We start from the raw sequence: 14,090 nt of genomic DNA on the forward strand, positions 1-14,090 counted from the left end.
GGATCCGCATGACGATCGATCGATACGTCCAGGAGATCAACCGCACCATGTGGTCGTACGGTGAGTACCGGCACGTCGCCGATCTGCTGCGGCCCGGCGCCGTCGAGCTGGTCGACCGGCTCGCCCCGGAGCCGGGCACCCGCCATCTCGACGTCGCCACAGGAAATGGCAACGTCGCGCTGCTGTCCGCCCTGCGCGGCTGTGACGTCACCGGGCTGGATCTGACCGACGAGTTCTTCCCCGACGCGCGCGCACGATTCTCACGTGCCGGTGTCGAGGTGGAGCTGCACCGCGGTGACGCGCAGGAACTCTCTTTTTCGGACGCCTCGTTCGACCTCGTGACCTCCACCTATGGGATCCAGTTCGCGCCCGACCACGCCGCGTCATCCGGCGAGATGGCCCGGGTGCTGCGGCCCGGCGGCCGGATCGGCATGTGCAACTGGACGGCACGCAGCTGGACCGCCCACTTCCAGGAGATCCTCTCGGCCTACTTCCCCTCACCCAACGGCCATCAGGGACAGCCCATGCTGTGGGGCTCCCCGGACTATCTCGCCGAACTCCTCGGCCCCGGATTCACCGTCACGTCCGAACGCCGGGAACTCTTCTACCCGTTCGACACGGCCGAGGATCTGGTCGCCTTCTTCGAGAACTGCTTCGGTCCCTGCATCGCAGCGAAGAACACCATCTCGCCGCCCTCGCGCTGGAAGGAACTGCGAGCGGAGATGGCCGAGATGACCGAAGGCTTCCACACCACCGACGAGCGGGGCACCGGCGTGCCCGTCGAGTATCTGCTCGTCGTCGCGGAGAAGAAGGGGGCGTAGTGACCGGCATACCCGAGCACTATCCGACGCTCCCGCTGGCCGAAGGGGCACGGGAGCGGGCCGTCGCCCTGGCGCTCACCCGCAGCGAGCCGTACGAGCTCGGCGAGGGAGTCCACGCGTACGTCGAGCGGTACGCGGCCACGCACCCTGACCGCACGGCGATCGACGACGGCGCAATATCCATCGAATACGCCCAGTTGGCAGACCGGATGCGTCGCACAGCCGCACGGCTGGCGGTTGCCGGAATCTCGCCCGGGCAGATCGTCGCGGTCGGCGGCCGGCGCGGCAGCGACGTCATCACGACCTTTCTCGCACTGGAGCTGCTGGGTGCCGTCTATCTGCCGGTGGACGCGGGCTGGCCCGCCGCCCGCGTCGAGTCCCTCCTCACCGACAGCGGCGCCGTGCTCATGCTGACCACCGGTGCAGAGGCGGACTGCGGCGAACTGGTCAAGGGCGCCCGGGCGGCCGGGGTCCCCACCGCGGCACCGGAACCGGCGGACCCTCCGTACATCCGCACCGCACCGCCCGCCGCCGACGAGGTGCGCTACGTCCTCTACACCTCCGGATCGACCGGCCGCCCCAAGGCCGCGATCGTCGAACACCAGGGGATGCTCAACCATCTGTGGGCCAAGGTCGACGACCTGGGACTGACCGCCGACGACCGGCTGGCGCAGACCGCACCGCTGGGCTTCGACATCTCCGTCTGGCAGATGCTCGCTCCTCTGCTCGTCGGCGGCCGCGTACAGATCTTCGGCGACGAGCAGGCGCAGGACGGCGCACTGCTGCTGGAGGAGCTGCGCCGCCACGGAACCACGGTGCTGGAAACCGTACCCACACTGGTCCGCTTCCTGCTCGACGCCCATGAGGGCGCAGGGACCGGGCCCGGCGCGCTGCGCTGGATGATCGCCACCGGCGAGGAGCTGCCACCCGCCCTGGCCCGGCGGTGGCACGAGACCATGCCGGGCATCGGACTGCTCAACGCCTATGGTCCCACCGAGTGTTCGGACGATGTCACGCATGCCGTACTCGGCTCACCGGCTGCCGGAGTACGCCATCTGCCGATCGGTTCTCCCATCGGAAACGCAGCGCTGTATGTGCTTCGTTCCGAGGAGGGGGAGTGGCACGCCTGTGCGCACGGGGAGACCGGCGAGTTGTTCGTCGGAGGAATCGCCGTGGGCCGCGGCTACCTCGGAGAACCGGAGAGCACCGCTCGTGCCTTCTTCACCGACCCCTTCGGCGACGGCGCCGGGCGCCTCTACCGCACCGGGGACGCCGTACGCGTACTGCCGGACGGCCGGCTGGAGTATCTGGGCCGGGTCGACCGGCAGGTGAAGCTCGGCGGCGTACGCATGGAGCTCGCCGAGATCGAGGCGGTCCTCGGCGGCCACCCCGCGATCGCCGCCTGCGCCGTCACCGTCCACACGCCCGACGACGCCGGTGCCCTGGTGGCCCGCGAGAGCGCCCACACCCCGGTGGCCGCTCAGCCGCCACGGCTCGTCGCGTATGTCACCGCCTCCGGCGACGAGGTGGCGAAGGAGTCACTGCGCGCCCATCTGTCCGAACGGCTCCCCGCGCCGATGGTGCCGCACACCTTCGTCGTCCTGCCCGACCTCCCACTCACCCGGAACGGCAAGACGGACTACAAGGCACTCCCCGCACCACCGCGCCGCAGCCGCCCCGATCGCCGCCCGTACACACCACCGCGCGGCGACGCGGAGACCGCGATCGCGGCCCTCGTCTCCCAACTCCTCGGCACCGGGCGGGTCGGCCGGGACGACTCGTTCCTGGAGCTGGGCGGCGACTCGCTGCTGGCCATGCGGCTGGTCGCGGCACTGCGGGAGAAGGGATCGGCCGCGGGTCTGCGCGACGTGCTGCGCGACGGCAGCCCCGCCGCACTCGCCGTGCTCGGCCGCCACCGGCAGCAGGCGGCAGGCACCCGTGCGGAACATGCCTGGGAGGCCCCGCGGACCCGGCCGCTCACCCCGCAGCAGGCCGGTGTCTATTTCCACTGGCGACTCGACCCGCTCAGCCCCTACTACAGCTACCAAGGCTCCCTGGAAATGGACGGGCCATTGGACGTGGCACGGCTGGCGCGGGCCTGGCAGCTGCTGCTTTCCGAGAACCCGCTGCTCCTCGCCCGGTTCGCCGAGACCGACGAGCCGGGCGGGCAGGCAGTGGTGCACCACTATCCGCACTGGGAAGTGCCGCCGCCCGGACCGGCGCGGGACATCACCGCGGACGAGTTCCGCACAGTGGCCGCCGAGGAGGCCGCCAAGCCCTTCGACCTCCTTGCCGAACCCGCCATGCGGACCGAGCTGTTCCGACTGCCCGGCGGACAGCACCGGCTGCTGGTCACCATGCACGAGCTGCTCCTCGACGGCTGGGGCGCCACCGTGCTGTTCCAGCGGCTCGCCGAACTGTACGAACAGCAGCCGGCCGGCCCCGACCCCGAGCGCGCCACGCGGTACGACCGCTATCTGGACCATGTGGAGGCGCGCCTTGCCACCGATGAAGTCACCGAGGCGGGGAAGTACTGGCTGCGCCGGCTCTCGGGCGATCTCCCGGTACTGCAGGTCGCACAGAAGCAGCGGCCCGCCACGCCCACCTACCGGGGCGAGATCACCGAGGCGGTCCTCGACGAGCGTCTGTCCCAGCGGCTGCGCGACACCGCACTGTCCGCCTCCGCCACCGCATTCGTGCCGCTGCTGGCCGCCTACGCGCTGGCCCTGAGTTACTACGGCGACGCGGACGAGGTGATCGTCGGCGCCCCGATGGCGGGCCGGGAGCGGCCGGAGGCGGCCGAGGTCCCGGCGTTCATGCTCGCCATGCTGCCGCTGCGTCTGCACATCGATGCGACCGCGACCCTCGCGGAGTTCACCACACAGGTGCGGGAGACGGTGTACGACGCGTATGCCGCAGCCGATCACCCCTTCGGCTGGACACTGCGGCTGCTTCCGGCCGCCTCACGCAGCGCCTCGGCGACACCGGTCTTCCAGACCATGCTCAACATGCTGCCGTACCCGGCGCGTGCCACCACCGCCTCGGACGTCGGGTTCCGCTTCGTCGAGCTGGACACCGGCTACACCAAGTACGACTGCGCGCTGTACGTCCAGCCGCACGGCCCCGACCGGCTGCTGTTGCAGTACGCGTACCAGCAGGAGCTGTTCGACGCCCCGGCAGCCCGCAACGTACTGGAATCCACGCTGATCGCGCTGCGGGCCCTGACCGACCCGGAGCGTGCGGAGCACACCACCATCCGTTCCCTCGACCTGCTGCCCGGAGACGATCATCGATGACCACGCCGACCCTGCTGGAACGCTTCGCCGGGCAGGTGGCGGCCCACCCCCGGGCCGTCGCCCTGCGCCACAACGACACCAACCTCACCTACCGTGAACTCGACGAGTGGAGCGGCCGGCTGGCCGCCCGGCTCGCCGCCAAAGGAACGGGCCCCGGCTCGCTGGTGGCACTTGCCGCCCAGCGCGGCCCCGCCGCCGTCGCCGGAGTCCTCGCCGTGCTGAAAACGGGCGCGGCCTACCTCGGGCTCGACCCGGCGATACCCGTGCGACGACAGCGCCGGATGGTGGAGGAGACAGGACCGCACTGCGTGCTGGCCGAGCCCGGACTCGATCAGTTCCCCACACTTGACGCCCCCCGAGTCACGCTCGCGCCCGTCACCGACGGCCCGCTGCACCAGGCCCCCGGGCAGGAGCCCGACGACGACGCGCTGTTCCACATCGTCTACACCTCGGGGACGACCGGAAACCCCAAGGGCGTACGCATCAGCCGGCGTTCGGTCCGCGGACGGCTGGAGTGGATGTGGCAGGACCACCCGTTCCCCGACGACGCGGTACTGGCCGTCCAGAAATCCCTGGCGCTGGTCGCCTCGCCCTGGGAGCTGCTGGGCGGACTGCTGAAGGGCATTCCGTCCGTCGTGCTCGGCACCGACGAACTGCTCGACCCGGTGCTGTTCGCCGCCGCCGTCGAGCGGGAGCGGATCACGCATCTCTTCCTGACCCCGCAGCTGATCGCCGGGCTGCTGGAGGAGAGCGCCAAACACCCCGGCGGGCACCGGCCCGTGCTCGTCACCAGTGGCGCCGACACCCTCCCGGTGGACACGGTCCTGCGCTTCCGTGAGGTCTGGCCCGACGCCACGCTGCTGAACCTGTACGGCATGACGGAGACCGCCTCCAACGTCGCCGCGTACGACACCGCCCGACTGCCCGCGGACGCCGAACGTGTCCCCGTCGGCAGACCCGTGGCGAGTGCCTCGCTCTCGGTCCGCGACCGCCTCGGCCGACGGCTGCCATCCGGTGTGACGGGTGAGGTGTGGGTCTCCGGGCCCCCGCTCGCCCTCGGCTATCTCGGCGGCGACGGCGAGGACCGCTTCACCACGGACGACGCAGGAGTCCTGTACTACCGGACCGGAGACCGGGGCCGCCAACTCCCGGACGAGGTATGGGAGATCACCGGACGCACCGACAACCAGATCAAGGTACGCGGCTACCGCGTCGAGCTGGAGGAGATCGAGGCCACGCTGCGCAAGGCGCCGGACATCACCGATGCGGGGGCGTACGCGGAGAGCGAGGGCGGCGAAGCACGCATCGTCGCCTGCTTCACCGCCGACGAGGAGAGCGGGCCCGCCGCCCTGCGCGGCTATCTGCGCGACCGGCTGCCCGACTACATGTTGCCCGCCCGTATCCAGCAGGTCCCGCGGCTCCCGCTGAGCACCAATGGCAAGCTCGACCGCACGGCCCTGCGCACGCTCGTGCAGAGTATCGGGCAGGAGCAGACAGCCGGATTCACCCCGAACGGAGACACCGAGGCCGCTGTCGCCGCCCTCTGGCAGGAACTGCTCGGCGCCCCACCGGCCTCGGCGGAACAGAACTTCTTCGACGCCGGGGGCCACTCCTTGCTCGCCGTGCGGCTCGCCAACCGGCTGGCGACGACAGCAGGCCGACGCGTCCCGCTGCGCCGGATCCTCGGCGCACCCACCGTCACCGCGATCGCTGCGCTGTGCCGCGAGATCCAGCAGGAGGAACAGGCATGAACGTCCCATGGTTGAGCGTGCCGGGCGAAACCTGGCCGGAGAGCGAGGCAGGCACCCTCGCCGTCTGCTTCGCACCCACCGGCGCCCACGGTTCGACGTTCGCGAACTGGCGGGGCCGGCTGCCCGAGGACACCGCACTCGCGCTGATCACCCCGCCGGGCCGCGGTACCCGCGTCGACGAGGAACCCGTCACGGACATGACTGCCTACGCGGATGCCGTGGCGGCCGAGATACGCGCACTGCGGGGAGGGCGGCGGCTGGTGCTGATCGGCGTCAGCCTCGGTGCGCTCCTTGCGTACGAGACGTGCTGCCGACTGCTCGACTCCGGGGTGCCGGTCGCGCGGCTGTGCGCGGTGGCCGGACAGTGCCCCGGTGACTTCCACGGCGACGGTGGGGACGTGACCGTCGAGGACGCCCGTGCCTTCGCGGCCGGGACCGGACTGACCGACCCGGAGCTGCTGGCGGACCCCGAGTTCGAGGAGGTGCTGCTGCCTCCCGTCATCGCCGATCTGCAGTTGGCCGCGGGCTACGACGGCAGCCGGAGTCCCGTACCGCACGTCGAGTTGCGCGCGGTGTGGGCCACCGAGGACCCGCACGTGCCCGAAGTGACCGTGCGCCGCTGGATCGACTGGACCCGTGGCGAGTGCACTCTGCTGTCCGTCGAGGGCGGTCACTACGCCCACCAGGAGAACCCGGCAGCGGTCATCTCCGCCTGCCTGGACGGACTTCCCGGAGCCCGGCCGTCACGACGTTCCGTGCTCGGCGCCGGAGCGACGGCCGTCGCGGGCACGGTGCTGGGCCTCGCTGCGGTGCCGGCCACGACACCCAGAGCGTCGGCCGTCGCGCCGACCGCCGCCGGCGGTATCTCCTTCGAGGGCGATCCCACCGACCCCGTGGTCCTCGCCGTGGCCATGATCCGCCAGAACACCAGCAACCCCGGCGACGGTGCGCACACCCAGCCGTTCGCCCAGATGCTCCAGGAAATCTTCCGCGAGGCCGGGGTGGGCACCGAGATCGTGCCCACCCCCAAGGAAGGCAACGTCCACTTCTTCGCCCGCGTCCCCGGCAGCGGGGCGGCCCGGAAGAAACCACTCGTCCTGCTCGGCCACTCCGACGTGGTCCCCGCCATCGGTGACAAATGGACGACGGACCCCTTCGCCGGGGACATCAAGGACGGCAAGCTGTACGGCCGCGGCTCGCTCGACATGAAGGGCGTCGACGCCGCATTCGTCGCCGCTCTGCTGCGCCATGTCCGCGAGGGCGCGACCTTCGACCGCGACATCGTCTTCTGGTCCGACTGCGACGAGGAACAGGGGCCCTACGGGGTGCGCTGGCTCCTCACGGAACACCCGGGCAAGGTCGAGGCGGGCGCGGTCATCACCGAGGGCGGCTGGGTGCTCAACCAGCGCGACGGCAGGACGCCCATGATCGCCTCGCTCACCTGCAACGACAAGCGCTCCCTGCTGCTGCGCCTGGAGACCTCCTCGTACGCCACCCACACGTCCAAGCCATTCACAGGACAGGCTGTGATCCGGCTGGGGGAGGTGCTCGACCAACTCGGCCAGTGGCGCGCACACATCCGTCCCAACGCGCTGTCCCGGCAGTACTTCGCCGAACTCGCCGAGGCCACCACCGACCCGTCGCTCGCCGAGGCCCTGCGCGAGATGCTCGACGCCCGTACGGAACAGCAGCGGGACAGGGCCGGCGAAGCGGTGGTACGGCTCAGCGAGACCCCTGAGCTGCACAACGCGATGCTGCGCACCACGCTCGCCTTCACCTCCGCGCAGTCCGGCTACTACCCGAGCATCGTGCCGGGCACGGCGACCGCGGAGTTCCGGGCCGCCTTCCTCCCCGGGGCCGACGACCCCGGCCGCATCGTCGCCGAACTGCGCTCGCTGATCGGCAACCGGGCGGCGCTGACCGTGGTCGGCAACCCCGGCGAGAGCGAGCAACAGGCCCTGGACCGGCTGCGCGGCTACCTGGCCGTGCCCGACTCCGGCTATGACACGGACGTCTTCCGCGCCTGGCAGACAGCCGTACGCAGGACACACCCCGGGGTACGGGCCACCGCTTGCCAGTTCGAGGCGGTCACCAGCGCGGTGCCGTTCCGGGAACAGAACGTGCCCGTCTACGGCATGTACCCGTTCACCGTGAACCGGGACATGCTCAAGCGCATGCACGGCACCGACGAACACATCGGCGTCGAAGCCCTGCGGCAAGGCACCGAAACCGTCTATCAGCTGCTGGCCGGACTGCGCACCGAGTCCTGAGCCGACCACACCGTACGGGCGTGCCCGGCCGTGCACGCCCGTACGGTGGTCGGACCCCTGACGTCAACCCACCTTCACCCAGTCGAGAGTGCGCTCGACCGCCCTCTTCCAATCGGCGTAACCCTCGGCGCGCCGCTCGTCGCTCCACTGCGGCTCCCAGCGTTTCGACTCCTGCCAGTGCTCCCGCAACTCGCCCTGGTCGCGCCAGAAACCGGTGGCGAGACCCGCCGCGTACGCGGCGCCCAGCGCGGTGGTCTCGGCGACGACCGGGCGGCTCACCTGCACCCCCAGGACATCCGCCTGGATCTGCATGCACAGGTCGTTGGCCGTGACCCCGCCGTCGACCTTGAGCACATCGAGATGGACACCTGAGTCCTGCTCCATCGCCTCCACCACATCCCGGCTCTGGTAGCAGATGGCTTCCAGAGTGGCCCGCGCCAGATGGGCGTTGGTGTTGTAGCGGGCGAGACCGACGATGGCGCCGCGGGCGTCCGAGCGCCAGTAGGGAGCGAAGAGGCCCGAGAACGCCGGTACGAAGTACATCCCGCCGTTGTCCTCGACGGTTCTGGCGAGCCGTTCGCTCTCTGCGGCTTCGCTGATGATCTTCATCTGGTCCCGCAGCCACTGCACGGCGGACCCCGTGACCGCGATGGAACCCTCCAGAGCGTAGACGGCCGGGCTCTTGTCGAACTGGTAGGCGACGGTGGTGAGCAGGCCGTGCCGTGACCGGATCAGCTCCGTACCGGTGTTGAGAACGAGGAAGTTTCCGGTGCCGTACGTGTTCTTGGCCTGACCCGGTTCGAAGCACACCTGCCCCACGGTGGCCGCATGCTGGTCGCCGAGCACCCCGGTGATCGGGATCGCGGCCCGCAGCGGCCGGGACGTGCGTGTGCGGCCGTACGCCTCCGCGTCGGAGGACGGGTGGATGGCCGGCAGCATCGCCCTGGGGATGCCGAAGATGCCCAGCAACTCGTCGTCCCAGTCGAGCGTCTCCAGGTTCATCAGCATCGTCCGGCTGGCATTGGTCACGTCGGTGGCGTGGATGCCGCCGTCGGGGCCGCCGGTGAGGTTCCACAACACCCAGCAGTCCGTGTTCCCGAACACCGCATGCCCCTGTTCCGCAGCCTCGCGGACCCCCTCGACATTGTCGAGGATCCACTTGATCTTCCCGCCGGAGAAATAGGTGGCCGGAGGCAGACCCGACTTGCGGCGAATGACCTCGCCATGGCCCTCGTTCTCCAGGGCCTTGGCGATCGAGTCGGTCCGGGTGTCCTGCCACACGATGGCGTTGTAGTACGGACGACCGGTGCGGGGGTCCCAGACGACGGTGGTCTCGCGCTGGTTCGTGATCCCGATGGCATCGAGATCGGTGGCGCTCAGACCTCCGGTACGCAGAGCGTTCTGCATCACCGAGTTGGTGCGTTCCCAGATCTCCACCGGGTCATGCTCCACCCAGCCGGGGCGGGGCAGGATCTGTTCGTGCTCCAACTGGTGCTTGGCCACTTCGTTCCCGTCGTGATCGAAGATCATGAAGCGGCTGCTGGTGGTGCCTTGGTCCACTGCGCCGATGAAGTCCGCCATGGCATGCTGCCTCTCCTGAGTCCGGGCTCGGTGACGGGACCGGGCGTCACGTCCCCGGCGGTAGGGGGATGGTTCCCTCCGGTTCCTCTTCCGCCGTGGGGAGGAAACGGCTGATGAACACCTTGTAGACGAACGCCCCCAGTGGCCCGCCGACCAGCGGGCCCACGATCGGCACCCAGAAGTAGAAGTTCCCGTACTGATCCCGCCACGCCCCGCCGTAACCGGTGAGGAAGCTCGCGAGCCGGGGGCCGAGGTCACGGGCCGGGTTGATGGCGTATCCGGCGTTGGTGCCGAACGCCATGCCGATGGCGACCACGATGAGGCCCACGATGAACGGGGCGAGATTGGCGCCCGGCGGGGTGTTGAGGAGATCGGTGACCGCGAAGATGAGCAGCACGAGGATCGCGGTGCCGATGACCTGGTCCCGGAAGGCTCCCCACTCGTGGACCGGAAGAGCGGGGTTGCCGTTGGCGGGAAGCGTGGAGAACACGAACTGCGTCTTGATCGTGTGCCCCGGGTCCGCCTTCGCCAGCGCCTCCGTGTAGTTCCACCGCACCAGCAGCGCCGCGACGAACGCCCCCGCGACCTGGGCGAGCGAGTACGGCGCCACCTTCTTCCAGGGGAAGTCCTTGAATGTGGCGAGGGAGACGGTCACGGCGGGGTTGAGATGGGCCCCGCTGAGCCGGCCCGCCACATAGATGCCCAGTGTGACTCCGAGCCCCCAGGCCCAGGCGATGCTGTCGTGATTCCCGAGCCCGCCCGGCGGATCGGTGAGCGCACCGCCCGCGACGACCTGGGCCACCACTCCACAGCCGAAGAGAATGAGAATCATCGTGCCGAGGAATTCCGCGGAGAGCTCCCCGACGAGCCCCGACCGCTTGAGCCGCTCCATGGGATCTCGCTTCCTGTCGATTCACGACCTCTTGCGGCATAGATCCAGATCTGAGCGTAGACGGGGGCAGTTGGATCCGCACTCGGTGGCATACACACGGTTCCCGCCCTCCCCCGGGGCGGGAACGGCACCCGCTCTCAGTCCACGTCGACGTGGTCGAAGAGCTCCAGCATCCGCCCGAGCACGCGTACGCACGCCGCCACATCTGCATCGGTGAGGTCCCCGCCCACCTGGCGCAGCAGCGACTGCTCACGGGCCAGGGCGGCGGTGATCGCCGCCCGGCCGCTCGCGGTCAGCCGGACCAGCGACGACCGCTGGTGCGCGGGGTTGGGGATGATCTCGACCAGTCCCGCGGCCGCGGCGTCGTTGACCATGCGCTGCACGAACTGCCGGCTCAGCGCCTGCGCCCGGCCCATCCGGGGGACCGTCATGGGTCCGTTCTCGCGCAGCAGATCCAGTACGGCACGCACGCCGACAGACAGGCCCTCGATCGGCGCGGTCTGTTCCACCTTGCGCTGCACACGCCGGTAGAGCGGGCCGACCAGGGCGAAGACCTCCGTGAGCCGGTGGGCCAGTTCCTCGGGCGGCAGGGGCGGGTCGATATCAGTCATCCGGCAATCATGACACCTGGGTTGTCAATATGGCGAGAGGGTGGCACCTTGGTTGTCATGAATGCTGCTTCCGAGCTGAAATTCTTCGAGACCGAGGACGGCCGCCTCGTCCACCGGGACACCGGCGAGGGCCCACTGCTGGTGCTGCTGCACGGTGGTTTCCTGGATCACGGGATGTGGGACGACCAGGTGCCGGAACTGTCGCGCCACCACCGTGTGATCGTGCCGGACGCCCGTGGACACGGCGGATCGGCCAACGCGACCAGGCCCTTCCGGCACACCGACGACCTGGCCGCCCTGCTGCGCCACCTCGACGCGGGGCCCGCGGTCCTGGCCGGGGTGTCGATGGGTGCGGCCACCGCGGTCGACACCGCGCTGGAACACCCGGATCTGGTGCGTGCGCTGGTCGTCGGCGGGGCGGGGACGAGCGAGCCCGAATTCGACGACCCCTGGGCCCAGGGGGTCCTGCCCGCGCAGGCCCGTGCCCTGGGCGCGGGTGACATCGAGGGCTGGATCGACGCGTTCACGCTCTTCGTGGCGGGCCCGCACCGCACGCTCGACGAAGTCGACCACGAAGTGGTGGCGAGGGTGCGCGAGATGGCGGCCCGGACGCTGTCCAAGCACAGCGGTGGCGAAGCCGACCTGAGAGTGCCCGTTCCCGATACCTGGGCGCGTGCGGCGGGGATCGCGGTCCCGGTCCTGGCAGTCAACGGGTCCATCGACGCGGTGGATCACCTCGCCATGGCCCGGCGCCTGGTGCGGACGGTCGCCGACGGGCGGGAGGTGATCATCGAGGGTGCCGCCCACCACCCCAACATGGAGAAGCCGGACGTGTTCAGCCGGATCCTCGGGGACTTCCTGGCGGCCGTGCCCGCCCCGTAGAAAGGCCGTGCCCGCCCCGCAGGGCGCGACCGTGCTCAGCGGCCGGCGGCGGCCACCGCGTCGTCGGCCCCGGCGGCGACCTGAGCCGGGGCGTCGTGGAGTCCCAGGCGCAGGTGCTCGACGTGGAAAAGGGCCTGGTCGAGGAGTTCGGCCACGTGGTTGTCGTACAGCGCGTAGATCACCGAGCGGCCCCTGCGCTCGCCCGTGACCAGGCCGAGGTTGCGCAGCAGCCGCAACTGGTGGGAGCAGGCGGACTGCTCCATGCCGACCGCGTCGGCGAGCTCCGTCGCGGGGCAGGGGCCCTCCTGGAGGCGGGCCAGGATGCGGAGCCGGGACGGGGTGGCGAGGGCCTGAAGGGTGGACGCCACCTCGGTGGCCCCCACCACGTCGAGGCGCTCGCGCGCGGTGGCAGCGGTCTTCGCGTCAACTCCGTGGCCCATGCCCTCATCCTACGGAGATGTATGCATGAATGAGTGTTCATGTGATCCTGTATGGTGCGGAGGTCGAACCACTCCGCCCTCTCGCGTGAAGGATCACGCCCATGTCTTCCACCCTCACCCGCCCGGTCGCGCCCGCCGGCCAGGTCCGAACGGGAGGCCCTGGGCGGCGTACCCGGATCCTGGCCCTTCCGGAGGCCCGCTGGGCCGCGGCCGCGCTGCTGCTCTTCCTGGTCGCGCTGCCCCTGCAACTGCTCGGCGCACCGTGGTGGACCTGGGGCCCGCTGTACGCGATGACGTACATCACGGGCGGCTGGGAGCCGGGCCTGGAAGGGCTGAAGGCACTCAGGGAAAAGACGCTCGACGTCGATCTGCTGATGGTCGTCGCGGCTCTCGGCGCGGCGGCGATCGGGCAGGTGCTGGACGGCGCCCTGCTGATCGTCATCTTCGCCACCTCGGGAGCTCTGGAGGCGTTCGCCGCCGCGCGGACCGCCGACTCGGTGCGTGGTCTGCTCGATCTCGCGCCCGCCACGGCGACCCGCCAAGGCGACGGCGGGGCCGAAGAGGCCGTGCCCGCCCACCAGTTGAAGGTCGGGGACGTGATCCTGGTACGCCCCGGCGAGCGCGTCGGGGCCGACGGCCGGGTGCTCGACGGGGCGAGCGAGGTGGACCAGGCGACGATCACGGGCGAGCCGCTGCCGGTGGCCAAGGAACCCGGCGACGAGGTCTTCGCGGGAACCCTGAACGGCACCGGGGCGCTGCGGGTGACCGTGGAGCGCGACCCGTCCGATTCGGTGATCGCCCGGATCGTCGCCATGGTCGAGGAGGCATCGGGGACGAAGGCCCCGACCCAGCTGTTCATCGAGAAGGTCGAACAGCGGTACTCGATGGGCATGGTGGCCGCCACCGTCGCCCTGTTCGCCGTACCCCTGGCCTTCGGCGCGGCACTGCAGCCGACGCTGCTCCGGGCGATGACCTTCATGATCGTGGCCTCGCCGTGCGCCGTGGTGCTGGCCACGATGCCGCCACTGCTGTCCGCGATCGCCAACGCCGGACGGTACGGGGTGCTCATCAAGTCCGCCGTGGTGATGGAACGCCTCGGTCTGATCGACGCCGTCGCACTCGACAAGACGGGCACCCTGACCGAAGGCACCCCACGCCTCACCGACATCCGTCCGCTCCCGTCCTCGGGCCTGACCGAGGAGGCCCTGCTCATGCTGGCGGCGGCGGCCGAGCATCCCAGCGAACACCCCCTCGCCCGCGCCGTCACCGAAGCAGCCCGGACTCGCGGTCTCGCGCTGCCGTCGGTGGCGGACTTCACCTCCGCCCCCGGCACCGGCGTGAGCGCCACCGTTGACGGCCGCACCGTCGCCGTCGGCACGCCCGGCCCGCCTGCTGGACGTTCCTGCCGGCGAGGCCGAGGCCGAGGCCGAAGCCGCCGCCGAACTCGCCGCGCGGCTGGAGGAGGACGGCCGCACCGCCGCCCTCGTCGTGCTCGACGGCATCCCCGTGGGCGTCCTGGGCATCGCCGACCGGCTGCGTACCGACG

At 70.5% G+C, this 14,090-nt stretch carries 9 protein-coding genes and 1 pseudogene; 6 read left to right on the top strand and 4 right to left on the bottom strand.

Annotated elements, in window-relative coordinates; genetic code table 11:
- Window positions 1-8: 8 nt before the first annotated feature.
- Genes GA0115254_RS24235 through GA0115254_RS24250 form a run of 4 tightly spaced genes read left to right on the top strand, consistent with a single transcriptional unit; the run spans window position 9 to window position 8,138 of the window.
- Window positions 9-821, top strand: a complete 813-nt coding sequence (locus GA0115254_RS24235; RefSeq protein WP_093897399.1) for a class I SAM-dependent methyltransferase — start codon at window positions 9-11, stop codon at window positions 819-821.
- A complete protein-coding gene (locus tag GA0115254_RS24240) occupies window positions 821-4,117 on the top strand; it encodes a non-ribosomal peptide synthetase (RefSeq protein WP_141720902.1) in 3,297 nt (1,098 codons plus the stop codon). The genes GA0115254_RS24235 and GA0115254_RS24240 overlap by 1 nt, the downstream gene beginning before the upstream one ends.
- On the top strand, window positions 4,114-5,868 hold the full coding sequence (locus tag GA0115254_RS24245; protein ID WP_093897391.1) for a non-ribosomal peptide synthetase: 1,755 nt from the start codon (window positions 4,114-4,116) through the stop codon (window positions 5,866-5,868). Before GA0115254_RS24240 ends, GA0115254_RS24245 begins: the two co-directional genes overlap by 4 nt.
- A complete protein-coding gene (locus tag GA0115254_RS24250; protein WP_093897392.1) occupies window positions 5,865-8,138 on the top strand; it encodes a M20/M25/M40 family metallo-hydrolase in 2,274 nt (757 codons plus the stop codon). The genes GA0115254_RS24245 and GA0115254_RS24250 overlap by 4 nt, the downstream gene beginning before the upstream one ends.
- Before the next feature lie 63 nt (window positions 8,139-8,201).
- Here GA0115254_RS24250 and glpK read toward each other — a convergent pair whose 3' ends face one another.
- From glpK to GA0115254_RS24265, 3 genes are all read right to left on the bottom strand, one after another.
- Window positions 8,202-9,719: a glycerol kinase GlpK gene (gene glpK / locus GA0115254_RS24255; protein WP_093897393.1), complete on the bottom strand. Its 1,518-nt coding sequence runs from the start codon at window positions 9,717-9,719 to the stop codon at window positions 8,202-8,204.
- A gap of 46 nt (window positions 9,720-9,765) precedes the next feature.
- Window positions 9,766-10,611 (bottom strand): MIP/aquaporin family protein, encoded by an 846-nt coding sequence (locus GA0115254_RS24260; protein ID WP_093897394.1) that lies wholly within the window; start codon window positions 10,609-10,611, stop codon window positions 9,766-9,768.
- A 137-nt stretch (window positions 10,612-10,748) separates the two neighbouring features.
- Window positions 10,749-11,222 (bottom strand): MarR family winged helix-turn-helix transcriptional regulator, encoded by a 474-nt coding sequence (locus GA0115254_RS24265; RefSeq protein ID WP_093897395.1) that lies wholly within the window; start codon window positions 11,220-11,222, stop codon window positions 10,749-10,751.
- Window positions 11,223-11,279: 57 nt separating this feature from the next.
- On the opposite strand from GA0115254_RS24265, the gene GA0115254_RS24270 reads away from it, so the two are divergent.
- Window positions 11,280-12,104: an alpha/beta fold hydrolase gene (locus GA0115254_RS24270; RefSeq protein ID WP_093897396.1), complete on the top strand. Its 825-nt coding sequence runs from the start codon at window positions 11,280-11,282 to the stop codon at window positions 12,102-12,104.
- A gap of 35 nt (window positions 12,105-12,139) precedes the next feature.
- Here the strand turns inward: GA0115254_RS24270 and GA0115254_RS24275 are convergent, their stop codons facing one another.
- Window positions 12,140-12,544: an ArsR/SmtB family transcription factor gene (locus GA0115254_RS24275; RefSeq protein WP_093897397.1), complete on the bottom strand. Its 405-nt coding sequence runs from the start codon at window positions 12,542-12,544 to the stop codon at window positions 12,140-12,142.
- A 101-nt stretch (window positions 12,545-12,645) separates the two neighbouring features.
- Here GA0115254_RS24275 and GA0115254_RS24280 point away from each other — a divergent pair.
- Window positions 12,646-14,090, top strand: a pseudogene (locus GA0115254_RS24280) (heavy metal translocating P-type ATPase); the annotation flags it as partial.

The organism is Streptomyces sp. Ncost-T10-10d (assembly GCF_900091955.1).
Classification (GTDB): Bacteria; Actinomycetota; Actinomycetes; order Streptomycetales; family Streptomycetaceae; genus Streptomyces.